Below are 23,873 nucleotides of genomic sequence, written 5' to 3'. Positions count from 1 at the left end.
GTATGGAGAATATCCCCATCCCATGTTCCAGCCGGAGCCCCATCCCCATGAGCCGCCCCAACCCCAGGAAAGTCCGAGATTCCAGCCTCCGTATCCGCCATATCCCCAATAAGGATTATAGCCGCCATACCATCCGCCCCAACCCCAAGGAGAACCCCATCCCCATGAATTGTCGTAATAGTTGGTCTGGCTTCCTGCATAGCTTCCCCAGTCTGAATCTGTAGCTGTAGTATTCCAGTTATAGTTATTCCAATCACTGTATCTTCCTTCTTTAGCATTGGCCTCAGCATTCTGAATCACGTTGGAATCATCCTGATAATAATTGTAATCTTCTCCGACTCTGTTTCCTCTGTCGCTGATGATTACGCCTTCAGGTAGCGTATCTTTATTCGGGTCGTAATAAACGCCATCTGTCTCGCTGTAGCCACCCATCTGAGCGCCGCAAGACACAAGTAACAATCCGCCTGATATTGCCAGAATCCCTTTGGATTTTAACATTCCGAGCAAATTTTTATGTATATTTCTTTTCATGATAACGTAAAAATTTTTAATTTAAATTATATTTGCAATCTGTACTAAAAATGTACCAAAATACGGTTACAAAAATCTATCAAAAATAGATTTTTATTTTTAGATAACAATAACATAAAAAAGTTAAAAAAATTTTAAAAAATAATGGCAAAATTAACCTCAAGAAGCGAAGATTACAGCAAATGGTATAATGAGTTGGTGGTAAAAGCCGACTTAGCTGAAAACTCAGGAGTACGAGGATGCATGGTGATTAAACCATACGGCTATGCGATCTGGGAAAAAATGCGTGATGAAATGGATAAAAAATTCAAGGAGACAGGTCACGTTAATGCTTATTTCCCGCTTTTTGTGCCCAAAAGCCTGTTTGAGGCTGAAGAAAAAAATGCAGAAGGTTTTGCTAAAGAATGTGCAGTTGTAACCCATTACAGATTAAAAACAGATCCGGACAATCCTTCAAAACTTATTGTAGATCCGGATGCTAAACTGGAGGAAGAGCTTATCGTTCGTCCCACTTCAGAAGCAATTATCTGGAATACTTATAAAAACTGGATCCAGTCTTACAGAGATTTACCCATATTAATAAACCAATGGGCGAATGTTGTCCGTTGGGAAATGAGAACACGTCTTTTCTTAAGAACAGCAGAATTTTTATGGCAGGAAGGGCATACTGCTCATGCTACCAAAGAAGAAGCGATAGAAGAAGCTGAGAAAATGAATAACGTATATGCAGATTTTGCAGAAAACTTTATGGCAATTCCTGTAATTCAGGGTTTGAAAACGCCTTCCGAAAGATTTGCAGGAGCAGACGAAACCTATTGTATTGAAGCATTGATGCAGGACGGAAAAGCTTTACAGGCGGGAACATCTCACTTTTTAGGACAGAATTTCGCAAAAGCATTTGATGTAAAATTCACGAATAAAGAAGGTAAAATCGAACACGCATGGGCAACATCATGGGGAACTTCAACGCGTTTGATGGGCGCTTTGATTATGACGCACTCTGATGATTTCGGATTGGTACTTCCTCCTACTCTGGCTCCGATTCAGGTTGTGATTGTTCCGATCTTTAAAGGAGAAGAACAGTTGGCGCAAATCAGCGAAGTGGCTTTAGATATTCAGGCTAAACTGAGAGCAAAAGGAATTTCTGTGAAATTTGACAATGATACGCAGAACAAACCGGGATGGAAATTTGCGGAATATGAACTGAAAGGTGTTCCTGTAAGAATTGCAATGGGACCAAGAGATCTTGAAAACAGATCTGTGGAAATTGCCAGAAGAGACAACTTAACGAAAGAAGTCCGTTCTATTGACGGTTTAGATTCTTATATTGAAGAATTACTGAAAACCATTCAGCAGGATATTTACAATAAAGCATTTGAATTCAGAAAAAATAACATCACGAAAGTGGATACTTATGAAGAATTCAAGAAGGTTTTGGAAGAAAAAGGAGGATTCATTTATGCGCATTGGGACGGAACTGCTGAAGAAGAAGAGCAGATTAAGGATGAAACCAAGGCTACTATCAGATGTATTCCTTTGGATGATGATATTGAAGAAGGAATTTCACTGATCTCCGGAAAGCCATCTAAAAGAAGAGTTTTATTCGCAAAAGCATATTAAAGCTTAACATAATAAATTATTAAATCTGCAAAAATTTTAATATTTTTTGCAGATTTTTTTTAAAAATCAACATTTGGACTGTTTTTTGTTTAAATTTATCCCAACATTAATCTTTAAAATAAATTTATTATGTCTTTAAATGTTATTGATTTAATTAAAGGACAATTAGGTCCGGCTTTAGTATCTCAGGCTGCATCACAGTTCGGAGAAAGTGAGTCCGCTATTTCAAAAGCAATCGGAGGTTTATTGCCTGCCGTTGTGGGTGGTTTAGCAAACAAATCTGATAATCCTGCCGTTTTAGATGCAATTTCGGGAGCTGCTTCCAATGGAATTTTAAGCAATCTGATGGGAGGATCATCAAACAATTCTATCATTTCCAGTCTTTTATCATTAATTTTTGGTGATAAATTAAGTGGAATCGTAAACGGAATCGCAACCTATGCAGGAATCAGCAACAATTCTTCAAATTCGCTGCTTAATCTGGTGACAGGTGCAACGATTGGATCTGTAGGAAAATATGCTGCCGATAACAATCTTGATAAAAACGGAATTTCAAGTTTACTTAGTGATCAGAAAGGTATTATTTCAACACTTTTACCCGCAGGACTTTCTTTGGCTTCATTAAATATGGGCGACTGGGACTGGGCTAAAGGGTACAAGTTTGATAATGATAAGGATACCATTAAAAATACGGTTTCTGAAGAACCAAAAATTGATGTAACAAGAAGTACAGCGCCTAACGGAACTTTCCCGGAAAGAAACAACAATGAAGGAGGTGGTTCTATCTGGAAATGGTTGCTTCCATTATTACTTTTAGTGGCTGCTGCTTATTTTATTTGGAAACAGTGCGATAAAAAAGAGACAACGACGACAACCACAATGAAGGATTCTAATACCGTGTCTACAGATACGATAAATGCAGCTATGACAACCGATACTGCAGGAATGAATTCCGCAAGTGCTAAAGTTGATGAGAATATCGACTTAAACGGAGTTGCCTTAAAAGGATACAAAGGAGGAATGGAAGACAACATGATCACTTTCTTAAAATCTGGTGGTTATCAAAATGCCAAAGATGATGCTGCTTTAAAAAAAACGTGGTATAATTTTGACCATGTAAACTTTAAATTAGGAAGTTCTACAGCCTTAGAAGCGGGTTCTGAAGGACAGTTGCAGAATTTGGTAGCTATATTAAAAGCTTATCCTGATGCAAAAATAAAAATCGGAGGTTATACCGATAAAACAGGAGATGAAACTAAGAACCTGAAATTATCGGCAGACAGAGCAAATTATATTAAATCATGGTTGGAGAAACAAGGAGTTGGATCTCAGGTGACCGGAGCAGACGGATACGGAAGTCAGTTTGCAACTGTAGATGCCAAAGCATCTGATGCAGAAAGAGCAATCGACAGAAAAATGTCTGTAAGATTTACAAAATAGTCTTAAACTTTTAAAAATCAGAATCCCGGAAATTAAATTTTCGGGATTTTTTCTTTTAAATACGGTATGTTTTTATTTATTTAATTATATTTGTTAGTCATTTCTAACATTTATGAATCTGAAATTAAAAAGCGCCTGGCGAAAAGATAAAACCTCCCACTCATTATCTGAAGTATATTCTTCGGTGAAAGTTCCTAAAAATGCAAGTTTCTGGAGAAAATACCTTGCGTTTGCAGGTCCCGGATTAATGGTTGCCGTAGGATATATGGATCCCGGAAACTGGGCGACAGATATTGCCGGAGGAGCGCAGTTTGGCTATACCCTGCTTTCTGTAATTTTAATTTCGAATATTTTTGCAATGATTTTGCAGCATTTGTCCGTGAAATTAGGTGTGGTAGCAGAAAGAGACTTAGCGCAGGCTTGCAGAGATCATTTCAGTCCCACTACCAATTTTATTCTTTGGATATTCTGTGAAATTGCCATTGCAGCGTGTGATCTTGCTGAAGTAATCGGTTCTGCGATTGCATTAAATTTACTTTTTCATATTCCTCTTACCTGGGGAATTGTCATTACGACTATTGATGTTCTTTTCATTCTTCTCCTTCAGTCAAAAGGTTTCCGATGGATCGAAAGTATTGTCGGCGGACTGATTTTTATTATTCTCGCCTGTTTTGTGTATGAATTGGTTATTTCTAAACCTGCTGTTAATGAACTTTTAGCTGGTTTGATTCCTCAAAAAGAAATCATTCAGAATCCCGCCATGCTTTACATTGCGATCGGGATTTTGGGAGCTACCGTGATGCCTCATAATCTGTACTTGCACAGCAGCATTGTGCAGACACGGGATTACGAGCGTACACGAGAAGGTAAAAAAGAGGCAATAAAATTTGCAACTTTAGACAGTACGGTTTCGTTAATGCTTGCATTTTTCATTAATGCTGCAATTCTTATTCTGGCAGCGGCAACTTTCCATATTACAGGGAATAAAAATGTTGCTGATATTCATGATGCGTATAAGATGCTGACTCCGATTTTAGGAGCTTCAATGGCAAGTATTGCTTTTGCGATTGCTCTTCTCGCTTCCGGACAAAATTCTACACTTACCGGAACGCTTGCCGGACAGATTGTAATGGAAGGTTTTCTGAACATCAGACTAAAACCATGGTTGAGAAGGCTGATCACGAGACTAATTGCTGTAATTCCCGCTCTTATTGTGGCTATTCTTTATGGCGAAGAAGGAACTACGGATTTATTGGTTTTAAGTCAGGTTATCCTTTCGATGCAGTTGAGTTTTGCAGTGGTTCCGCTTGTTATGTTTACGAGTGATAAAGGTAAAATGGGCGAATTCGTCAACAAACCTTTCCTGAAAATCTGTGTCTGGATTATTTCATTTATTATTATCATTTTGAATCTTTATCTTCTGTATCAGACATTTTTTGGGAAATAGTTCTGTACCAAAATTATTTTCTTTTTATATTAAGTAACCGTAATTTTTTTTGTACATACTTCATTAATGATCGTACTTATTCTTTGACGTAAAGTCCTCAAAGTTTTTTTTAAAGACTCATGTATATTTTAAGTTCACAAAGCCGCTCTACTTAGCAAGAACTCAAAGCTTTTCAATGATGACAAATTTTGGACAATTATTAATTTTTTCAAATCTGATGTTTGTAATGATGTTAAATTTTTCAAATAACAGATTTCCCAATAATTAAAACACGACTTCAATTCTAGCCCCGATTGGAGCTTTGTCTGAGCTCATTTTCTGTATTTTGGCTGCGGCAGCTTCGCTGCCGCAGCCAAAATACAGAAAATAGCGAGTGCGGAAAGCGGGAAACAGCTTCTTAAAAACAAGAAAAACAGCTTTACTTTAAGTAATATTTAAAACCATCCCGTCAAAAAATTTTTACAAATTTCTGTCCCCCTTCAGAGGAAAGACGTTTTTAGCCGCTCGTTATTCAATTGCAACAAATACTCAAAATCTGACGAAATGTCACGCTTTTTTCTTTGGCAGAATGTTTGTGAATAAAAAGGAAAATAAAGATTGAATTATGGTAAATCAGGATATTAACGAAGAAAGCATCAATAATCAAGAAGATACGAATATTCAGAACGAAGCGGCAACTGAGGAAAATGTGACAGCAAAACCTACGGCAGAGGAACTTTTGGCAGAAGAAAAGGATCGTTACATCAGACTGTACGCAGAATTCGAAAATTATAAAAAAAGAACGAGCAAAGAGAAAATGGAGTTTTTCCAGTATGCAAATCAGGATATGATGATTTCTATGCTTGGCGTATTGGACGATTTTGAAAGAGCAATTAAAGAAATTGCGAAGAACGGAAATCCTGCTGATCTGCAAGGTGTTGAATTAATTTACAACAAATTCAAAAATAAACTAACAGAAAAAGGACTGAAAGCAATGGAAGTAAAAGCGGGAGACAGCTTTAATGTGGATTTCCACGAAGCGATCACTCAGATTCCTGCTCCGTCAGAAGATTTAAAAGGAAAAATTGTAGATGTAATTGAAACAGGATACACTTTAGGAGAGAAAGTAATCCGTTTTGCAAAAGTAGTTACAGGAAATTAACATAAGCAATAAGTGATGGGTAATAAGCAATTTTTGATATTACTCATTATTCATTACTAATTACTCATATAAAGATGTCAAAAAGAGATTATTACGAGGTTCTTGAGATCAGCAAATCTGCATCAGCCGACGAAATAAAGAAAGCATACCGTAAAATGGCCATTAAATATCACCCTGATAAAAATCCGGGCGATAAAGAAGCCGAAGAAAAATTTAAAGAAGCTGCAGAAGCTTACGAAGTTCTGAGCGACGAACAGAAGCGTGCGCGATACGACCAGTTCGGACACGCAGGAATGGGCGGAAACGGAGGCTTCGGAGGAGGCGGTTTCGGCGGCGGAATGAACATGGAAGATATTTTCAGCCAGTTTGGAGATATTTTCGGTGGCGGTTTCGGAGGATTTGGCGGTGGCGGCGGTGGTCGTCAACAGGTAAAAGGTTCTAATTTAAGAATCAGAATTAAGCTGAATCTTGATGAAATGGTGAACGGAACGCAGAAAACCATTAAAGTAAAGAAAATGAAGATGGCAGAAGGTGCCACTTCAAAAACCTGCCCTACCTGTAACGGTTCCGGTGTACAGCTTAAGGTAATGAATACGATGTTCGGACAGATGCAGACTCAGACAACCTGCGGAACGTGTCAGGGAATCGGAAAAGTGGCAGATAAAATTCCGGCGGGAGCCAATGCTCAGGGATTGATTAAAGATGAAGAGGAAGTTACGATCAATATTCCAGCCGGTGCAAGAGACGGTATCCAGTTAAATGTAAGAGGAAAAGGTAATGATGCTCCTTTTGGAGGTATTCCGGGAGATTTACTGGTAATTATCGAAGAGGAAATTGATAAAGTAATTAAAAGAGAAGGAGATAATCTTCATCAGGAATTGTATATTTCATTTGCTGAAGCGGCTTTGGGAACGAAAAAAGAGGTTCCAACAGTTGGCGGAAAAGTGAAAATTACGGTGGATGCAGGAACGCAATCCGGAAAAATTCTGAGATTAGCAGGAAAAGGTCTTCCAAGTATCGACAGCTACGGAAAAGGTGATATGTTTATCCACATCAATGTATGGACCCCGCAAAAGCTGACAAAAGATCAAAAAGACTTCTTCGAAAAACAAATGAACAGCGGAGAAATGGTTGCGGAACCATCCGGTAAAGAAAAAACTTTCTTCGATAAGGTGAAAGATCTTTTCAATTAACTATATTTATAGAGGCTTTCTTTGAAAAGTCTCTTTTTGAATTTTAAAACTACTTTAAATTAAAAAACCTGTACATATTGTACTTATTGTAAAAATTTCTCATGAACTACAAGCTTCAACTCCATACACCAGAATCTACGGCGAATCTTATTTTCAATACGATTACTTTTGATGCATTCAAAATTAATATTGTTGAGAGATATTTCGGACCTGCTAAAAAATCATGCGAGGTTTTATTTAAAGTAAGAACGCTGGATGACAAAATCGTAGAAAGAAGAGACGGAAATATGAGGGTAAAGATCAAAAACGAAGATCTGGAGACTTACAGACAACTGCTTTCTGTCCTGAAATCCTATGAATATAAAAACCATCTGATCAACAGAAAAAATGCAGACCAGGATTATGTACATTTTATCCTGCGACTGGTGATCATGAATTATGATCTGAACTAAATAAAAAGGATATAGTTTATGTCTTCGAAATAAAAAATTCGCGGCTTCTATGAAGCCGCGAATTTTTACTATTATTGATCAATTTTCTATGCGCGTTTTACTAAAGAAAATAAAGCTTTTCCAATGGTGAAAACAGCCACGGCAAGCAATCCTCCTGCAAGTCCCAGAATCACTTCTTTAAGAACCGTAAGTATTTTATCTGAAGACCATGATGGTAGAATATGGTGGAAATATTCTATTCGGTGTGCAAAAATTCCTCCGGCAACCATAATCAGGGCAATCGTTCCGATCACTCCCAAAGCTTTTATAACTATTGGAAGTGCTTTTACAAGAAGATGTCCCAGTTTTCCGATAATTCCTTTATCGTTACTTTTTCTGATCAGCTTAAAGCCTGCATCATCCATTCTTACAATTAAAGCTACAATTCCGTAAACACCTACAGTCGCAATAAAAGCAACCAATGAGGTTACCAAAATCTGGGTAATAAAGGGATGGCTTTCTTCCAGCACTGTTCCCAAAGCAATAATTACAATTTCAATAGACAGAATAAAATCTGTAGTAATTGCAGACTTGATCTTTGCCTTTTCCGTTTCTTCAGAATTGGTATTCTTCTCCTCCACTTCTTCTACCACTTCATGCCCTTTTTTATCCCTGTGAAACAGAAACTCTATAATCTTTTCCACGCCTTCAAAAGCAAGATATAAACCTCCTAAAATTAAAACATAATTAATCGCAGGCGGATAAAGCCAGTTCAGTACGAAAACAATCGGAAGAATGATGAGCTTATTAATGAATGATCCTTTTGTGATTGCCCACAAAACAGGAAGTTCTCTGGACGAAAGAAAACCAGTCGCTTTTTCAGCGTTTACAGCAAGATCGTCGCCTAAGATTCCAGCTGTTTTCTGAGTTGCTATTTTACTTGTAACCGCCACATCATCCATTAATGCAGCAATATCATCCAAGATCGCAAAAAAACCAGATGCCATAAAATTTTAATATTTTTTTAATGTTTGTTAAAGGGCAAAAATAATTATTTAATTCGGTTTTTCACATGACTGACCGAGCTTTATTTAAACTTATTTATCGCTTAGTTAATCAAGATTAATTATTTTAAAATCTGTATATCAAATTGTATTCCTCATAATTTGTATATTCGTAATAATCATCAAAAAATACCATGAAACTTACAAGGCGAATTCTAATTTTAGCCTTTAAAATCAAAATATTACCATGATATATTATACCTTCGATGTAAAAAACAGTAACAATGAGATCGTCTCAAAAGTGAAGATTGAAACTGAAAAGCTGATAGAAGTTTATGATGATGAAATAGAAATCTATCATAAGTATTGCAAAAAATTACCTCAAGATGCCCCAAGACATATTGAATATCAAAATATCAATCGTTTAAGGAAATTACTTTTGGCAGCAGAAAAAGATATTGATTTTGCAGAAAAAAATGAATATGTACAATCTTTTTCAATTAAAGTAATGATTCGCAAAGATTTTCATTCAATTTTTTGTAAAATATGCAGTAAAGAATATTCTCCTGAAGAAATTATTTACGAAACATGGTATCGGGGAGAAAGTTTATTTGCTTCGGGAGGAAAAACTTTATTGTGTGAAAACAACCATTTTCTTTTCGGATATATGGAATGGAACTCATGATAAAAAAATAAAAATTTCTGCCATTATTAATTTTTAAATTTTAATTTTCTGTACATTTATTCTATGAAAAAGCTGATTCTTCGTTATCATTTCTTTGTTTTAGGGTTAATTGGCTTTATTCTGACTTCATGCAATACGAGAAAATTTAAAGTCTGGGTGGGAACGAATAACGAACAGAAAATTTACAATCTGAAATATGGCGAACATAAAAGGCAGAAAGCAGACATTTTTCTTCCTTCAGATTATCCTGAAAATTCTCCGGTTGTCTTATTAATTCATGGCGGAGCATGGACTTTGGGCAAAAAAGAACACATGATCCAGATTCAGAAAATGCTTTTTAAAAATAATATTCCGAGTATTAATATGAATTACCGGCTGGTTTCTAAATCAAAAAAAATCACGTACCGGGAACAGCTTGAAGACATCAACTCGGTGATTGCCAAATTCAACGAACTGGCACAGAAAGCGGAGCTTCAACCCAACAATTATATCCTTTTGGGAGAAAGTGCGGGAGGTCATCTTGCTTTGCTGTATGGCTATCAAAATCCTGATAAAATTAAAAAAATCATCTCCTTAAGCGGACCGACAGATTTTTATTCTCCGGAATATCTCAATTCATTTTACTCCAAATATTCTTCACCAACCATCCAAAAAGTGGTGGGAACGAAATTTATGCGAAAAAATTTATCGGAAGAATTTAAAAAAGCCAGTCCGATTGCCCATATTTCGAATGTTCCGACCCTTCATTTTCAGGGAAACCAGGATTTCTTAGTCAGCCCGAAACAGGGTATTGCTTTAGATTCTGCTTTAACGGCTCAAAATATCCCTCATAAGTTCATTTTTATGGAAAATACAGGTCATGTGCCGAGATTTTTTAGCAGAAAGAAAAGAGACAGCATTATTTATCCCAATATTTTAGAATGGATTAAGGATTAGTTTCTGAAATCAGAGTTTGTATTTTGAGGTTGGCTTTTCGCGCTTCTGTATTTGCCAAGAAGGATGAATCTTACACTATATCGCAAAAAATAACCCGCTCAAACGAACGGGTTAGATCTATTTTAAAAGTACTTTTTTATTTTTCGTCTTCATCAAAATTATGATTTTCATATTTGGAGAAATCCTGTTTCTTGCCGAATAAAAATTTGATAATAACCGGAACTGTTGTTATCAGAACAATCACAATAATAATCAGTTCTAATTTTTTCTTAAGATCGATTCCAAACTGATCGATGAATAATTTATCCAGATAATGTCCTGCAAAAATCAATAAAAACGACCAAAGCACCGCTCCGATGATATTATCTCTTAAGAATGCCTTTTTATCCATCTTTACAATTCCTGCAACGATCGGGGTGAATGTTCTTACCACCGGTAAAAATCTCGCCATAATGATTGCCAAAGCTCCGTTTTTCTCGAAAAAATCATGAGCCTGATAAAGATATTTCTTTTTAAACAACCATGTATCCTGCTTTTTATACAGAGCAGAACCTGTTTTTCTTCCGAAATAATAGCCTACTTCATTTCCAACAATTGCCGCTAAAGCTACAGATGCCGCTAAAATAAATGTATCAAGAAAATCGCTCCCTGTGGAGCCGAAAGTCTCTCTGATGATATCAATTGAATAAATTCCCGAAACGAAAAGCAATGAATCGCCCGGCAAAAAAAATCCTACAAAAAGACCTGTTTCGGCGAAAATGATAAACAGAATGAGCCAAAATCCTCCAAGCTTGATATAAAACTCAGGGTTTAATAAATCTTTCCAGCTATTGAAATCTTCCATACATTTTGATAAGTAGCAAAAATAGGATTAATAAACGTCAATCGAAAATTTATTATAAGATTTTAACGAAATTTAAACATCCTGTTACAATTCCATATCATCATCTGAAACCGCCGTTCCATCCGCCATCAGGAAAGCTTTCAGGAACGGAGTGATGTTTCCGTTCATTACAGAATCCACATCCGAAGTTTCGTATCCGGAACGCACATCTTTTACCAGTTTATAAGGGTGCATAACGTAGTTTCGGATCTGGCTTCCCCACTCGATCTTCATTTTATTGGCTTCGATCTCGTTACGGGCTTTCATACGCTCTTCCAGTTCCATTTCATATAATCGCGAACGAAGCAACTGCATTGCTTTTTCCTTATTCTGAAGCTGGGAACGCGATTCTGAGTTTTCAATGATGATTCCTGTAGGTGCGTGACGAAGACGCACCGCCGTTTCTACCTTGTTTACGTTCTGACCTCCTGCTCCGGAAGATCTCATGGTTTCGAATGAAATATCTGCAGGATTGATGTTGATTTCAATGGTATCATCCACCAAAGGATACACATACACCGAAACGAAACTCGTATGACGCTTGGCATTGGAATCGAAAGGCGAAATTCTTACAAGACGGTGAACTCCGTTTTCTCCTCTTAAATAGCCGAATGCAAATTCACCTTCAATTTCAAGCGTTACGGTCTTTACTCCGGCAACATCCCCTTCCTGAAAGTTCAGTTCACGGATCTTATAGCCCTGTTTTTCCGACCACATGGTGTACATTCTCATCAACATCGAAGCCCAGTCGCAGCTTTCTGTTCCTCCTGCTCCGGCTGTAATCTGTAAAACGGCAGAAAGCTCATCTCCTTCATTGGAAAGCATATTTTTGAACTCAAGGTCTTCGATTTTTTCAACCAGTTGAGGGAAGGTTTCGTCCAGTTCTTTCTCAGAATCCGGATCTTCTTTGGCAAATTCTGCCAAAACCTGTAAATCTTCAAACTGGGTATTGATTTCGTCATACGCTTCCACCCATTTCTTTTTGGAACGGAGCTGTTTCAGAAATCCTTCAGCTTCTTTAGGATTGTCCCAAAATTCAGGAGCTGCTGTTTTTTCATCATCATTAGAAATTTCTATCTTCTTTTTATCGATCTGAAGATATTTATGTAAATCATCAATTCTTGACTGAATTTCTTTTATCTGGTCGCTGTTAATCACGATTGTTTATTTTTTGCAAAAATACGGATAAAATTATGAGTGCAAATTTTTGTCCCGCAGATTTCACGAATTAGTACAGATTCCTGCTGAAATATACCTTCAGCTTATCTATTGGTATTCTTAGTTAATTCTAAATTTAAACACATCAGTCACATAAGATTTTAATTCTTTCGTATTGTAGAGAAGAACACATTAGTTTCTGAAAATCTTTGATTTTCTTCCTACTTGTCTTTTATTTTAAAGTAATAAAAACTAATGTGACTGAAATTAAATCATTTCCGCTACGATCTCCCCGATTTTCGGAGCCAATGCAACGCCCATTCCCGAAAGGCGGACTGCGCAAAACTGTCTTTCTGAAAGTTGTTTTACAATCGGTGTTTTTTCGGTTCCCATTGCCATAATTCCTGACCAGCGATGAGCGATTTCAACATGCTGATTGGGTAAAATGACTTCTTTCAAAAAATTTTCAAGATGATTCTGCAAAAATTCGGTGGTTTCAAAAGATGTGGTTTCTTCTGTTTTAAAATCCTGATTTCTCCCGCCTCCCAATAAAATTCGGTTTCCGAGATTTCTGAAATAGTAAAAACCTTCATCATAATGAAATGTCCCTTTTAATTTCAGATGTTCAATCGGTTCCGTTAAAATAATCTGTCCTCGAGCCGGAATAATTTCTTCCTTGTCTAAAAATCTTGAAGCAAAAGCATTCGTACAGTGAATTAACTGATCTGCCTTCACAGAAAGATTTTTTGAAAGATGAACTTCAATTTCATCTGAATGTTCCGTGATATTTTCAGCTTCTGTTCCGAAAAGAAATTCAACTTTTAATTCGTGACACTTTTCCAGTAATTTTTGAAGGAGTTTCCCGGAATGAAGACTTCCTTCACACGGATTTTCAATCAGATGTTGAGATTTTCCCAAACCGAATTCCTGAATTTTATACTGGCTTAAAAAATAGGTTTCTTCAATATTGGTAATGGATTTCAGCTTTTGATTCACTTCATCCAACTTTTGTAAAGGCTCATCATGGTTAAGAATTTCAAAACCGCCATTCAGATCAAAATCTATTTCCGAATTTTTAAAATAATACTGAATTTTCTGCAAACCGTCAAACCTCATCTTTACAAGGTCTAATGTTTTTTTCCAGCCCATTTTTTCAGAATCGGCAATTATTTCCGTTAAACTTCCAAAACACGCAAATCCTGCATTTCTCGTGGAAGCGCCCATCGGAACAGAATTTCGTTCAATGATCAAAACAGATTTTTCGGGATATTTTTCTTTAATGGAGATTGCCGTCCAAAGTCCCGTAAAACCGGCTCCGATAATAATAACCTCGCGTTTTCTGTAAAAAGTTTCAAGTTCCCAGATGCTGTTCATAAAGTTATTTTTATGGTAAATTGTGAATAGTCAATTCTCTTCGCTTGTGAATTTTTTTTTCCATTCTGAGTCATAATATTATAAAAATTGATAGTTGACTTGCAACGCAAAATTCACAAACAAAGAGAATTCACCTTTCTATCCCTGACTTCCCTCTTCTTCGCCGTTATGATGAAATCCGATGATTCTTCTTGGTTCTTCAACTGCTTTGTAAGTATCCAGTTCTTTTTTAAGATTCTGAATTCTCTGCTGGAACTGATCGAAATTATTGATGATCGCATCTGCTAAAAATCTCGCAATCTGATCCAGATATTCTTCCGTCAGTTTCGCTGCTGCATCTCTTAAAGCCCCTTTTAAAAGTTTCTGATCGATCTTTAAATTTTCGTTCCGTGTTTTCTGATATTCATTTTTAATTCTTTTTTTCAGACTTTGGGTAAAATCGATGAGCATCGTATTGCTGAATACTTTCATTTGTGAAGAAACCTCATTCCAGAAAGGAATTTTATCGGCTTTGTTGTTTTTTAAAATCTTAAACAGCAAAGAATCCTTCTCCAGATTTTTTGTCATCGCATATAAAATGATTTCAGATCTTTCCGCAAGATTGGGCGGAAAAACAGGAATCATGACATCGAATCTTCCGGGAGCCAGAATTTCTTCATTAATTTCAGAAACGGAATTTGCCGAACCTACCATTAAAAGATTTCCCTGCTCAAATTTCGAAATATAATGCAGAATAAGTTCTTGTGTTTCCAGATTACAGGAAGCGACATTATTGTCTGCTTTCCTTGCCATCATAATTTCATCAAAGTCTTCCAGAAACAGCAGAATTTTATCTTTTTTCATAATGGTTACCAGAAAATCATTGAAATTGGTCTGAATTCCGTCTACAAAAGAGGTTCCGAGGTAATGTTTTTTAACTTCTTTAAATTGATACCCTATAATTTCCGCAATTTTATTTGCCCAGAAAATCTTGCCGCTTCCGGGAGGACCATACAGAATAATTCCGGCAGGTTTGTTGATTCCCCAGTCTTTAATCTGCTGCGGATTTAAAAACGGTTCCAGAGCGCCTGAAATATAGAAGAACAGATCCCGGTAACCGATAAAATCTCTTTTTTGAAGGCTGGTTTTATGCCCGAAGTAATCGTATACAAACTGATAATTTCCGCCCAGTTTGTTATCGATTCCGTAGCTTGAAATGGAAGATTTGAAGAAACCGTTGTCAAAAATATTCGGATCGGCTTCTTTAATGGCTTTTTCTATTTTTTCTTTGGGCTGATTGATGGTTTCCGCAATCTGTTCCAGTGTTTTTGTTTTGTCTAAATCTTTTTCGTAAAGTTTTAAAAATTCGATGTTTTCGCGCGCAAACTTTTCAAAATCTTCTTTTACTTCAAAATTTGTGCTTATGCATTCTACGAGCTCAAGATCAAAATCCTGAATAAACTGTTTGATCGCTTCGGCTGAAACGGTAAGTTCTTTTGCCAGTTCAATTAACTTCATAATTCCCTATTAATTCTATCAAATTTAATGTTTTTAGAAATTAAATTTTACGGATTGATGATATAATTTGTAACAAAACGTGAATTATATACACTACTACTATGTAAAACAAATTACATGGAAAAAATTTTATCAGTAAAGAATCTGACTAAAAAATTCAAGAGAATCGTGGTAAACAATATCTCCTTTGATGTGGAAAAGGGGAATGTTTACGGACTTTTAGGACCGAACGGAAGCGGAAAATCCACCACTTTCGGGATGCTGCTTTCTACGATTAACCCGACAAGCGGAGAATGGTACTGGTTTGGAAAGAAAGGAACCGATCCGGATACGCTGAAAAAAATCGGGGCGATTATAGAACAGCCTAATTTTTATCCTTATCTGAATGCGGAGACGAATCTTAAAATTGTTGCCGAAATTAAAGGAACACCTTATTCCAGAATTGATGAAGTGCTGAAAACGGTTAATCTTCTGGAAAGAAAAAAAGATCCTTTCCGAACGTATTCTCTGGGAATGAAACAGCGTCTTGCGATTGCTTCGGCGATGCTGAACAATCCGGAGGTTCTTATTCTGGATGAGCCTACAAACGGTCTTGATCCTGAAGGAATTATCCAGATCAGAGATATCATCAATAATATTGCAAAACAGGGCATTACGATTATTATTGCGAGTCACCTTCTGGATGAAATTGAAAAGATATGCAGTCATGTAATTGTTTTGAAGGAGGGAAATTCTATCTATTGCGGAAGGGTGGACGAAATGACCGCCAATAATGGTTATTTTGAATTGAAAGCAGACAACAATACATTACTTTTAAATGCACTGAATGAGCTGCAGTGGTTTACTGCGGTAAATCCGGAAGGCGATATTCTGAAAGCACAGATCCGTGATGATGCTTCTATTTCGGCTTCGGCGCTGAACCAGAAACTGGCTGAAAAAGGGATTTTCCTGTCTCATTTAACGAAGAAAAAACTGTCTCTTGAATCTCAATTCCTTGAACTTGTAAAAAACACAAAATAATCATGCTGAAATTACTAAAACTAGAATATTACAAAAACCTGAACTACAGACCGTTTAAGGTTTTTACGATCTTATATTTTGCGATTCTTATTACTTTGCTTTTCGTCGGACTGGTGGATTTTGATGCTTTCGGAGGAAAGATTAATTTGAAAGAGCAGGGAATTTATAATTTTCCGGGAATCTGGAATTTCACAACATGGATTGTGGCTTTGCTGAAGATTTTCTTAGGATTAATCATTGTTTTTTCGATTTCGCAGGAATTCAGCAACCGGATGTTTAAGCAGAACACGATTGACGGTTTAAGCAGAAAGGAATTTATCAGCTCTAAATTGTTAACGATAAGCATTTTCACGATTATTTCCACGGTTATTGTATTTGCGCTTACTTTGTTTTTGGGATATCAGTATTCCGATACGACAGATTCAGGAAAAGTTTTTGAAGAGGTTTTCTTTATTGGCAATTATTTTGTGAAACTGTTTACATTTTTCTGTTTCCTGATGTTTCTTTCGGTTTTATTGAGAAAATCGGTGTTTGTTTTTCTTGCATTCTTTGTTTTATGGGTTGCAGAAAGCATTTTGTCTACCGTGGAAGTTTTCTCAAAAGTAAGAGGAACACAGGAAGCGGAACGATTAAAGATTATGAAAGACGATTTCTTCATCAGTCATCTTTTTCCTCTGGAAAGTATGTCCAGTCTTATTCCCAATCCGATGATGCGTTTAAAAGCGGCGCAAATCTTTGGCGGAAAATATGAATTCCACTATCCTACCGAAAGCTTATTTGCGTGTCTGGTTTGGTGTGCGATTTTTATTTTCGGGTCGTACTGGATTCTCAGAAAGAAGGACTGGTAATTTTTTTGAAACATTCAACACAATATATTCAGATTATTTTTTTAAGTGGTTCGTTTTTACGGATCACTTTTTTTGTTTTTTGGCTTAAAATTTTCATTCAGATGAAATTAAATTATAACCATGAAAAAGATCTATTATTTTCCGGGACTGATCAGTGCTTTGCTGATTCCTGTTTTGTTTTGGTATTACATTCATCCATATATTGATAAAACAGTTTATAATGTAGTTGATTTTGGACTCCCTGCGAAACTTAGAAAAGACAATTATAATCAGAATGCTACCTTTGAACCACTAAGAAACTGGAATTACAAGAAAATTGCCGTTCCACCAAATGAAGCCAAAAATAATTCGGATTTTTTTGTTTCCGAAATCAAAGCAATGCAGAAAAGAAATGAGAAAAATTCCGGAATTGAATTTATTCTTTCTGACAAAAATACTTATGCAGATCTCATTTCCATTTTAAATGATATGCACATTTCGAAAAATGATATGTATGCTATAGATACAGAGAAAACCGGAAATATTTTTGCAGTTCATTATTATGTTGAACCAACTAAAGAAAAAGAATCCGAATATCTTTTGTGCAATGACTTGATTTACGAAGTTGAAGAACCTACTTTTATGGATAAGTTTTTAGCCTTTAATCAACATTTCCAAACAGTTTTTGAAAATGTATCTGAACTTCCAAAAGGAGCTTACTACATTTTATTTGCTTTTCTATTATTTCTGAATATTTCCATGTTCAGCATTAAGGAAAGATTTCAGCTAAAACTTCAATAGATTCTTCACTTCGTTCCACTCATTTCTGAATAACAGAGTACTCAATTTAAAGTATAAACATAAAAAGGCTGCCTTTCGACAGCCCCTTCAATCACCTCTTCACTTAACACTTACTTTTTATCTTTATCGAGTAAAGAAATATATTCTCCGTAACCTTTTTCCTGCATTTCCGCTTTCGGAATAAACTTCAGGGAAGCAGAATTGATACAGTAACGAAGTCCGCCTTTGTCTGCAGGGCCATCATTGAAAACGTGCCCCAAATGCGCATCTCCTGTTTTACTTCTCACCTCCACTCTCGTCATTCCGTGAGAACGGTCTAACTTCTCTTCGATTAATTTTTTGGTAATCGGTTTAGAAAAACTTGGCCATCCACAACCGGATTCGAATTTATCGGTGGAGATAAACAAAGGTTCTCCTGTGGTAATATCTACATAAATTCCCTCTCTGGTTTCATCCCAGTATTCGTTCTGGAAAGCTCTTTCCGTACCATTTTCCTGAGTAACGTTATACTGTTCAGCAGTCAGTTTTTCTTTTAAAGCTTTTTTATCCTGCTTCTGATATTTGGTTTCGTTAGTTCCCTTTGTTTCTTTTTTGGGCGGATTGGCGTTTCTTGCCATTTCAAACAATCCCGGCTCAATGTGGCAGTAACCTCCCGGATTTTTATCCAGATAATCCTGATGATAATCTTCCGCTTTATAGAAATTCTTTAAAGGAATAGTTTCCACCACAACAGGTTTACTGTAATTTTTAGCCAGTTTTGCCACTTCAGCTTTTACGATCGCTTCCGTTTCTTTATCTGTGGAATAAATTCCTGTTCTGTATTGGTTTCCTCTGTCATTTCCCTGTTTATCAATGCTTGTCGGGTCTATGGTTTTAAAATATAAATCGATTAACAGTTTTAAATCTACTACTTCAGGATCATATTTTACTTTTACGGTTTCGGCAAAACCCGTGGTGTGGCTTACCACTTCCTCATATGTAGGATTTTTTGTATTTCCGTTGGCATAGCCTACCTCTGTTCCTACGACTCCGCGAACCTGCTGAAAAAAATGCTCGGTTCCCCAGAAACATCCTCCCGCAAAATAAACTTCTTTTACATTTTTATTGTCCATAATGGTCTCATTTTCTTTTTTATTGTCTGTGGATTTTTGCTTGGCATCTCCACAGCTTGTCGCAAAAACTGCTATTCCCAGTACCACACTGAGTAGAATTAGTATGTTTTTCATTTTTATCTTGTTATTCATTTTTTTATATTTAAAATCATTAATCCAAAGCCTAAAAGCATCAGGTCTTTTATGATGAAAAAGTCTGTTACCGGAACTCCGTCCACTATTTTCCAAACTCCCGGAGTTGTAAATAAATAGCTTAAAGTAGTAAGGAAGGTAACGATCATTCCGATGGCGGCGTACTTTCTGAGTGATGCAAATTTCACACTAAAAATTAAAAGTAATGCAATGATAATTTCTATCACTCCGATAGCATTAGACACTGCCTGAATGCTTACAATATCATATACGAAAAAAGTAAGGAAATGGTTTTCTACCAAAGGTTTTATCGCGTTCGCTTCTGTAGGTGTGAATTTGAAAATTCCGATCCAGAGCAGAATGATGGCAGCTCCGAAAAGTGAGATGTAATACCCTGCTTTTCCGGCAAGGTTTCTGTTATCGATTTTAAGTGTAGTTCCGTTCATTTTTTTAAGATTTTGAGTTAATACTTTGTTATTTTCAAAAGTATAGTCGGAACGTTTTCAAAATCCTGACAAAAAATTTCTTAAATATCTAATTTTTTAATCATTTTTTCTTTAAAATCCTGAATTTCAGAATCATTAATTTTACTTTTTTCTTCATTAAAAAGTTTTCTTTTTAAAATTTCATCTAAAATTTCCAGCTTTTCTTTATAAGCTCTGCACCATTTACAGATTTTCAGATGCATGGAAAGTTTTCGATTCTCTTTTGAAGAAATGTTGCCTGCGTTTCTTTTTTCCATGAGCATGGTTGCTTCACTGCATGGTAAAAATAGGATATGGATTAGTTTTTTTAACATTTTAAAAGCATTTATAATTGAGCAAACCAGTTAAATTCCAGACATTCTCTGAGCTGCATTCTGCCTCTCTGCAGAATCTTCCAAAGATTAGTCGTAGAAATATTCAGTTCCTGACTTACTTCGGGTGCTTTTTTTTCTTCAAGATAATACATTTTCATGGGAAGTTTCCACCGAACGGGCAATTCTTCCAGGCAATCCTCCAATGTTGTATTAAATTCTGTATCATCTAAAAGTTCTGTTCCTTTATTTTCAGCATTCCAGTCATTCAGCACATCGTCATTTTTCCACGATCCTGTTTCATCAAAAAAATGATCCAGTCTTATCTGTGGTTCCGATTTGTATTTTTTGCGGTAAAAATCGGCAACCTTTCTGTTTAGAATTGTCATTAACCACGTTAAAGGCTGACTTTTCCCTTCAAAAGATTCGTATGACGAAAAAGCAGAGATAAAAACCTCCTGAACAGTGTCCTCCGCCTCCACTCTATCCGACAGCAGATAAACAGCTCTTCTCAGCAACTGCCCGGAATACTGATCGATCCAGTTCTTAATGGTTTCATTTTTTGTCATTGATTTAAATTTATAAAAAAATCAGCACATTTTTACAGTTAAAAACGAATATAGAAAGTTAAATCATAAACTGCAAAGTTTTCATCAATCAATTTGTGCGTTGTATTTGTCCTGCTGAAAGTATCTAAGCAATACTATCTTATTTCTTTAACACAAATGCCACAAATCCTATCACTAATAACACGATTCTGATAAAGTAGTTTAAAGTAAAATGTTAGAAAACTCTATGGAGTTTTTATCTGTGTAGAAATCATATTCGGAGGAAGTTCGGCGTTCCGTAGGAATGCTATCTTTAGAAAATTTATCGTATTACAGATATCAATCCTACGGATTGATTGATAGACGTATTCTTATTTCTACACAGATTCTGCTCCTAAAGGAGCAAAACTATTTTACTTTAAACTTCGATAAATAGTGAAAATTATAATCGTGATTTAGCCCCGATTGCAATGAAAATCCCGCAGTGAAGCGGCGGAGCAAAGCGGAGCCGCGCAATGAGGAATTGCAATGGAAAGCGGGAAAAAGCTCATGAAAATGTTTCAGATTATTATACAAATCTTAGCAAAAGTATCAAATATTTAAAACTAAATCACTCAAAAACATTAAATTTGCATCTTATCAAATTTGTAAAAAGCAAAGCAATATATAGTATTATGACATCACAAGAGATTCGTCAAAAATTTTTAGATTATTTTAAAAGTAAAGAACACCTTATCGTTCCTTCGGCTCCTATTGTGCTGAAAGACGATCCTACCCTTATGTTTTCCAACTCGGGAATGACGCAGTTTAAAGATTATTTTTTAGGTTACAAAGAACCTAAAGCCCCAAGAATTGCCGATACCCAGAAATGTTTAAGAGTTTCCGGAAAGCACAATGATCTGGATGACGTAGGTAGAGATACCTATCACCACACCATGTTTGAAATGTTGGGGAACTGGTCTTTTGGTGATTATTTTAAAAAAGATGCTATTGCTTTTGCCTGGGAATTGCTGACGGAAGTGTATGGAATTCCTAAAGAAAATCTTTACGTAACCATTTTTGAAGGAGATGCTTCCGAAAATCTGGAAAGAGATCAGGATGCTTACGATTTCTGGAAATCCCATATTTCTGAAGACAGAATCATCAACGGAAACAAGAAGGACAATTTCTGGGAAATGGGTGCAAGCGGACCTTGCGGACCGTGTTCTGAAATTCATGTTGACTTAAGAACTCCGGAAGAAAAAGCTAAAGTTTCCGGTCTTGAATTGGTGAACAATGACCATCCTCAAGTGGTGGAAGTTTGGAATCTCGTTTTTATGGAATTCAACAGAAAAGCTGATGGTTCTTTGGAAAAACTTCCTGCGCAACATGTTGATACCGGAATGGGCTTCGAACGTCTTTGTATGGCGCTTCAGGGAAAATCCTCCAATTATGATACGGATGTTTTTACCCCTTTAATTGCTAAAGTGGAAGAACTTTCAGGAAAAAAATATACCGGAATTTTAAAAGACGAAAAAGACATCGCGATTCGTGTTGTGGTAGACCATATCAGAGCGGTTTCTTTTGCCATTGCAGACGGACAATTGCCTTCAAGCGGAGGTGCAGGTTACGTTATCCGAAGAATTTTAAGAAGAGGGGTTTCCTATTCTTACAGATTCTTAGACATGAAAGAACCTTTCCTTTATAAATTGGTTGCCGTTCTTCAGGAGCAAATGGGTAAATTCTTCCCTGAACTTGAAAAACAGGGAGCTTTGGTTACAGAAGTGATCAAAAGCGAGGAGGAATCTTTTCTTAATAAAATTGAAAACGGACTGATAAGAGTTGAAAAATTAATTCAGCAGACCATTGAAAGCAATTTGAAAGTGCTGCCAAGCGATGAAGTTTTCGAATTATATGATACTTACGGCTTTCCGAATGATTTAACGAGAATTATTGCTGAAGAAAAAGGCTTAACGATTGATGAAGCAGGTTTTGAAGCGAGAAAGAAAGAGCAACAGGAGCGTTCCAGAGGTGGTGCTGAACAAAAAGTCCACGACTGGGTAATTCTTGAGGAAAAAGCAGAAAATTTTGTAGGCTACGACCAATTAGAATCTGAAACTTACATTACAAGATACCGAAAAATAGAAAATAAAGACGGAGAATTTTATCAGGTGGTTCTAAGCGAAACGCCTTTCTATCCGGATGGCGGCGGACAGGTTGGAGATAAAGGTCTTCTTGAAAACGCCACGGAAAGTTTTGAGGTTCTGGAAACCAAAAAAGAAAACGGACTGATTATTTCATTAATTAACGGTCTTCCGAAAGATGCAGGAGCTGTTTTCTATGCTAAAGTAAATGCTGCAGAAAGAAAAAATTCTCAGGCAAACCATTCGGTAACGCACTTACTGCATGAAGCGCTAAGAGAAGTTCTTGGAACGCACGTTGAACAGAAAGGTTCTTACGTAGGTCCCGATTATCTGCGTTTCGACTTCTCTCATTTCAACAAAATGACGGAAGAAGAACTGGCTTTGGTTGAAAATAAAGTGAATGCAAAAATCAAAGAAAGTATTGCATTACAGGAGTTCAGAAGCATCCCGATTCAGGAGGCTTTAGACAAGGGAGCAATGGCTTTGTTTGGCGAAAAATACGGAGACAATGTAAGAATGATCCAGTTTGGAAGCTCGAAAGAACTTTGTGGAGGAACTCATGTAAGAAACACCAGCGAAATCGGTCATTTTAAAATTCTTTCCGAAAGTTCTGCAGCAGCAGGAATCAGAAGAATTGAAGCGATCTCCGGAGACGAATCTGAAAAATATTTCAAAAATCTTGAAAAGCAGGTAGCTGAACTTTCTCAGTTGTTAAAATCCAAAGACCTCATCCGTTCGATTGAAAAGCTGATGGAAGAAAATGCTTCTTTAAAATCGGAAGTGGAAGCTTTCAAGAAAGAAAAAGCAAAAGGAGAAATCGGCGACTGGAAAAATGCTTATGAACAAAAAGGCGATAAGCAGCTTTTGGTAAAGAAAACGTCTCTTGATGCAGGTTCTGTAAAAGATATCGTATTCCAGTTGAAGAGAGAAATCCCGACTTCAGTAACGATCATCCTTTCTGATGCAGACGGAAAACCAATGATTACGGTGGGTGTTTCAGACGATCTGGCTGCAAATTATCAGGCAGGAGCTATCGTAAAAGATTTAGCAAAGGAAATCCAAGGCGGCGGCGGCGGAAATCCTGGTTTTGCAACAGCAGGAGGAAAAAATCTTGACGGATTGGAAAATGCCTATCAGAAAGCTTTGAATATTTAGACAAACTTAAAACGTCAAT

21 protein-coding genes and 1 pseudogene are annotated in these 23,873 nt (G+C 36.5%); 12 read left to right on the top strand and 10 right to left on the bottom strand.

The features are described 5' to 3' along the window. A pseudogene (locus DD829_RS08420) lies at positions 1-531 on the bottom strand (prolyl-tRNA synthetase); the annotation flags it as partial. 144 nt (positions 532-675) lie between these two features. On the opposite strand from DD829_RS08420, the gene proS reads away from it, so the two are divergent. The 6 genes from proS (at position 676) to DD829_RS08390 (ending at position 7,824) form a co-directional block, all read left to right on the top strand. Continuing rightward, positions 676-2,151 (top strand): proline--tRNA ligase, encoded by a 1,476-nt coding sequence (proS, locus tag DD829_RS08415; RefSeq protein ID WP_076392468.1) that lies wholly within the window; start codon positions 676-678, stop codon positions 2,149-2,151. A 129-nt stretch (positions 2,152-2,280) separates the two neighbouring features. Next, complete coding sequence (locus DD829_RS08410; protein ID WP_076392466.1) at positions 2,281-3,591, top strand: OmpA family protein; 1,311 nt, start codon at positions 2,281-2,283, stop codon at positions 3,589-3,591. Between the two features lie 112 nt (positions 3,592-3,703). Then, positions 3,704-5,038 carry an Nramp family divalent metal transporter gene (locus DD829_RS08405; protein ID WP_108409800.1) on the top strand — a complete coding sequence of 445 codons (1,335 nt, stop codon included), beginning with the start codon at positions 3,704-3,706 and terminating at the stop codon, positions 5,036-5,038. A gap of 604 nt (positions 5,039-5,642) precedes the next feature. Beyond that, a complete protein-coding gene (locus tag DD829_RS08400; protein ID WP_076392462.1) occupies positions 5,643-6,179 on the top strand; it encodes a nucleotide exchange factor GrpE in 537 nt (178 codons plus the stop codon). Between the two features lie 74 nt (positions 6,180-6,253). Next, positions 6,254-7,372 (top strand): molecular chaperone DnaJ, encoded by a 1,119-nt coding sequence (gene dnaJ / locus DD829_RS08395; protein WP_108410030.1) that lies wholly within the window; start codon positions 6,254-6,256, stop codon positions 7,370-7,372. A gap of 101 nt (positions 7,373-7,473) precedes the next feature. Next, positions 7,474-7,824 (top strand): prevent-host-death protein, encoded by a 351-nt coding sequence (locus DD829_RS08390; RefSeq protein WP_076392458.1) that lies wholly within the window; start codon positions 7,474-7,476, stop codon positions 7,822-7,824. Positions 7,825-7,910: 86 nt separating this feature from the next. Here the strand turns inward: DD829_RS08390 and DD829_RS08385 are convergent, their stop codons facing one another. Further along, positions 7,911-8,810 carry a DUF808 domain-containing protein gene (locus DD829_RS08385; protein ID WP_116547672.1) on the bottom strand — a complete coding sequence of 300 codons (900 nt, stop codon included), beginning with the start codon at positions 8,808-8,810 and terminating at the stop codon, positions 7,911-7,913. A 244-nt stretch (positions 8,811-9,054) separates the two neighbouring features. On the opposite strand from DD829_RS08385, the gene DD829_RS08380 reads away from it, so the two are divergent. Both DD829_RS08380 and DD829_RS08375 read left to right on the top strand, forming a co-directional pair. Continuing rightward, positions 9,055-9,492: a hypothetical protein gene (locus tag DD829_RS08380; protein ID WP_116547671.1), complete on the top strand. Its 438-nt coding sequence runs from the start codon at positions 9,055-9,057 to the stop codon at positions 9,490-9,492. A gap of 63 nt (positions 9,493-9,555) precedes the next feature. Beyond that, positions 9,556-10,428: an alpha/beta hydrolase gene (locus DD829_RS08375; RefSeq protein ID WP_108411339.1), complete on the top strand. Its 873-nt coding sequence runs from the start codon at positions 9,556-9,558 to the stop codon at positions 10,426-10,428. A 136-nt stretch (positions 10,429-10,564) separates the two neighbouring features. On the opposite strand, the gene DD829_RS08370 is transcribed toward DD829_RS08375, so the two are convergent. The 4 genes from DD829_RS08370 to DD829_RS08355 all read right to left on the bottom strand — a co-directional run bounded on the left by DD829_RS08370 (position 10,565) and on the right by DD829_RS08355 (position 15,340). Continuing rightward, positions 10,565-11,272 carry a DedA family protein gene (locus tag DD829_RS08370; protein WP_116547670.1) on the bottom strand — a complete coding sequence of 236 codons (708 nt, stop codon included), beginning with the start codon at positions 11,270-11,272 and terminating at the stop codon, positions 10,565-10,567. Between the two features lie 84 nt (positions 11,273-11,356). Next, positions 11,357-12,469, bottom strand: a complete 1,113-nt coding sequence (gene prfB / locus DD829_RS08365) for a peptide chain release factor 2 (RefSeq protein ID WP_087709536.1) — start codon at positions 12,467-12,469, stop codon at positions 11,357-11,359. Positions 12,470-12,736: 267 nt separating this feature from the next. Further along, on the bottom strand, positions 12,737-13,843 hold the full coding sequence (locus tag DD829_RS08360) for an NAD(P)/FAD-dependent oxidoreductase (protein ID WP_108410740.1): 1,107 nt from the start codon (positions 13,841-13,843) through the stop codon (positions 12,737-12,739). Between the two features lie 138 nt (positions 13,844-13,981). Next, complete coding sequence (locus tag DD829_RS08355; protein WP_108410741.1) at positions 13,982-15,340, bottom strand: AAA family ATPase; 1,359 nt, start codon at positions 15,338-15,340, stop codon at positions 13,982-13,984. Positions 15,341-15,457: 117 nt separating this feature from the next. Between DD829_RS08355 and DD829_RS08350 the strand changes: the two genes are divergently transcribed. From DD829_RS08350 to DD829_RS08340, 3 genes are all read left to right on the top strand, one after another. Continuing rightward, positions 15,458-16,360 (top strand): ABC transporter ATP-binding protein, encoded by a 903-nt coding sequence (locus tag DD829_RS08350; protein ID WP_076392438.1) that lies wholly within the window; start codon positions 15,458-15,460, stop codon positions 16,358-16,360. A gap of 2 nt (positions 16,361-16,362) precedes the next feature. Next, positions 16,363-17,208 (top strand): ABC transporter permease, encoded by an 846-nt coding sequence (locus DD829_RS08345; protein WP_108410742.1) that lies wholly within the window; start codon positions 16,363-16,365, stop codon positions 17,206-17,208. A gap of 120 nt (positions 17,209-17,328) precedes the next feature. Then, positions 17,329-17,988, top strand: a complete 660-nt coding sequence (locus DD829_RS08340) for a hypothetical protein (RefSeq protein ID WP_116547669.1) — start codon at positions 17,329-17,331, stop codon at positions 17,986-17,988. A 110-nt stretch (positions 17,989-18,098) separates the two neighbouring features. On the opposite strand, the gene msrB is transcribed toward DD829_RS08340, so the two are convergent. The 4 genes from msrB to DD829_RS08320 form a co-directional block, all read right to left on the bottom strand. Next, positions 18,099-19,214: a peptide-methionine (R)-S-oxide reductase MsrB gene (gene msrB / locus DD829_RS08335; RefSeq protein ID WP_108411683.1), complete on the bottom strand. Its 1,116-nt coding sequence runs from the start codon at positions 19,212-19,214 to the stop codon at positions 18,099-18,101. A 14-nt stretch (positions 19,215-19,228) separates the two neighbouring features. Further along, positions 19,229-19,678, bottom strand: coding sequence for a DUF417 family protein (locus DD829_RS08330; RefSeq protein ID WP_076392430.1), 450 nt, complete (start codon positions 19,676-19,678; stop codon positions 19,229-19,231). An 80-nt stretch (positions 19,679-19,758) separates the two neighbouring features. Continuing rightward, positions 19,759-20,031: a hypothetical protein gene (locus DD829_RS08325; RefSeq protein ID WP_108411681.1), complete on the bottom strand. Its 273-nt coding sequence runs from the start codon at positions 20,029-20,031 to the stop codon at positions 19,759-19,761. Positions 20,032-20,042: 11 nt separating this feature from the next. Further along, positions 20,043-20,597 carry an RNA polymerase sigma factor gene (locus DD829_RS08320; protein WP_076392426.1) on the bottom strand — a complete coding sequence of 185 codons (555 nt, stop codon included), beginning with the start codon at positions 20,595-20,597 and terminating at the stop codon, positions 20,043-20,045. Positions 20,598-21,250: 653 nt separating this feature from the next. Between DD829_RS08320 and alaS the strand changes: the two genes are divergently transcribed. After that, the gene (alaS, locus tag DD829_RS08315) at positions 21,251-23,854 is read left to right on the top strand and encodes an alanine--tRNA ligase (protein ID WP_108411680.1); all 2,604 of its coding nucleotides are present in this window, start codon (positions 21,251-21,253) and stop codon (positions 23,852-23,854) included. Positions 23,855-23,873: the final 19 nt, after the last annotated feature.

Origin of the sequence: Chryseobacterium sp. HMWF035 (assembly GCF_003094695.1) — a bacterium.
GTDB lineage: Bacteria > Bacteroidota > Bacteroidia > Flavobacteriales > Weeksellaceae > Chryseobacterium > Chryseobacterium gambrini.
This window is presented reverse-complemented; position numbering and strand designations above follow the sequence as displayed.

Coding starts and splice junctions, on each gene's coding strand:
- DD829_RS08405 (WP_108409800.1), top strand. CDS start 3,704: ATGAATCTGAAATTAAAAAGCGCCTGGCGAAAAGATAAAACCTCCCAC.
- DD829_RS08350 (WP_076392438.1), top strand. CDS start 15,458: ATGGAAAAAATTTTATCAGTAAAGAATCTGACTAAAAAATTCAAGAGA.
- msrB (WP_108411683.1), bottom strand. CDS start 19,214: ATGAAAAACATACTAATTCTACTCAGTGTGGTACTGGGAATAGCAGTT.
- DD829_RS08370 (WP_116547670.1), bottom strand. CDS start 11,272: ATGGAAGATTTCAATAGCTGGAAAGATTTATTAAACCCTGAGTTTTAT.
- DD829_RS08390 (WP_076392458.1), top strand. CDS start 7,474: ATGAACTACAAGCTTCAACTCCATACACCAGAATCTACGGCGAATCTT.
- DD829_RS08360 (WP_108410740.1), bottom strand. CDS start 13,843: ATGAACAGCATCTGGGAACTTGAAACTTTTTACAGAAAACGCGAGGTT.
- DD829_RS08375 (WP_108411339.1), top strand. CDS start 9,556: ATGAAAAAGCTGATTCTTCGTTATCATTTCTTTGTTTTAGGGTTAATT.
- DD829_RS08330 (WP_076392430.1), bottom strand. CDS start 19,678: ATGAACGGAACTACACTTAAAATCGATAACAGAAACCTTGCCGGAAAA.
- DD829_RS08325 (WP_108411681.1), bottom strand. CDS start 20,031: ATGTTAAAAAAACTAATCCATATCCTATTTTTACCATGCAGTGAAGCA.
- DD829_RS08400 (WP_076392462.1), top strand. CDS start 5,643: ATGGTAAATCAGGATATTAACGAAGAAAGCATCAATAATCAAGAAGAT.
- proS (WP_076392468.1), top strand. CDS start 676: ATGGCAAAATTAACCTCAAGAAGCGAAGATTACAGCAAATGGTATAAT.
- DD829_RS08355 (WP_108410741.1), bottom strand. CDS start 15,340: ATGAAGTTAATTGAACTGGCAAAAGAACTTACCGTTTCAGCCGAAGCG.
- DD829_RS08385 (WP_116547672.1), bottom strand. CDS start 8,810: ATGGCATCTGGTTTTTTTGCGATCTTGGATGATATTGCTGCATTAATG.
- DD829_RS08380 (WP_116547671.1), top strand. CDS start 9,055: ATGATATATTATACCTTCGATGTAAAAAACAGTAACAATGAGATCGTC.
- alaS (WP_108411680.1), top strand. CDS start 21,251: ATGACATCACAAGAGATTCGTCAAAAATTTTTAGATTATTTTAAAAGT.
- DD829_RS08410 (WP_076392466.1), top strand. CDS start 2,281: ATGTCTTTAAATGTTATTGATTTAATTAAAGGACAATTAGGTCCGGCT.
- DD829_RS08320 (WP_076392426.1), bottom strand. CDS start 20,597: ATGACAAAAAATGAAACCATTAAGAACTGGATCGATCAGTATTCCGGG.
- dnaJ (WP_108410030.1), top strand. CDS start 6,254: ATGTCAAAAAGAGATTATTACGAGGTTCTTGAGATCAGCAAATCTGCA.
- DD829_RS08340 (WP_116547669.1), top strand. CDS start 17,329: ATGAAAAAGATCTATTATTTTCCGGGACTGATCAGTGCTTTGCTGATT.
- DD829_RS08345 (WP_108410742.1), top strand. CDS start 16,363: ATGCTGAAATTACTAAAACTAGAATATTACAAAAACCTGAACTACAGA.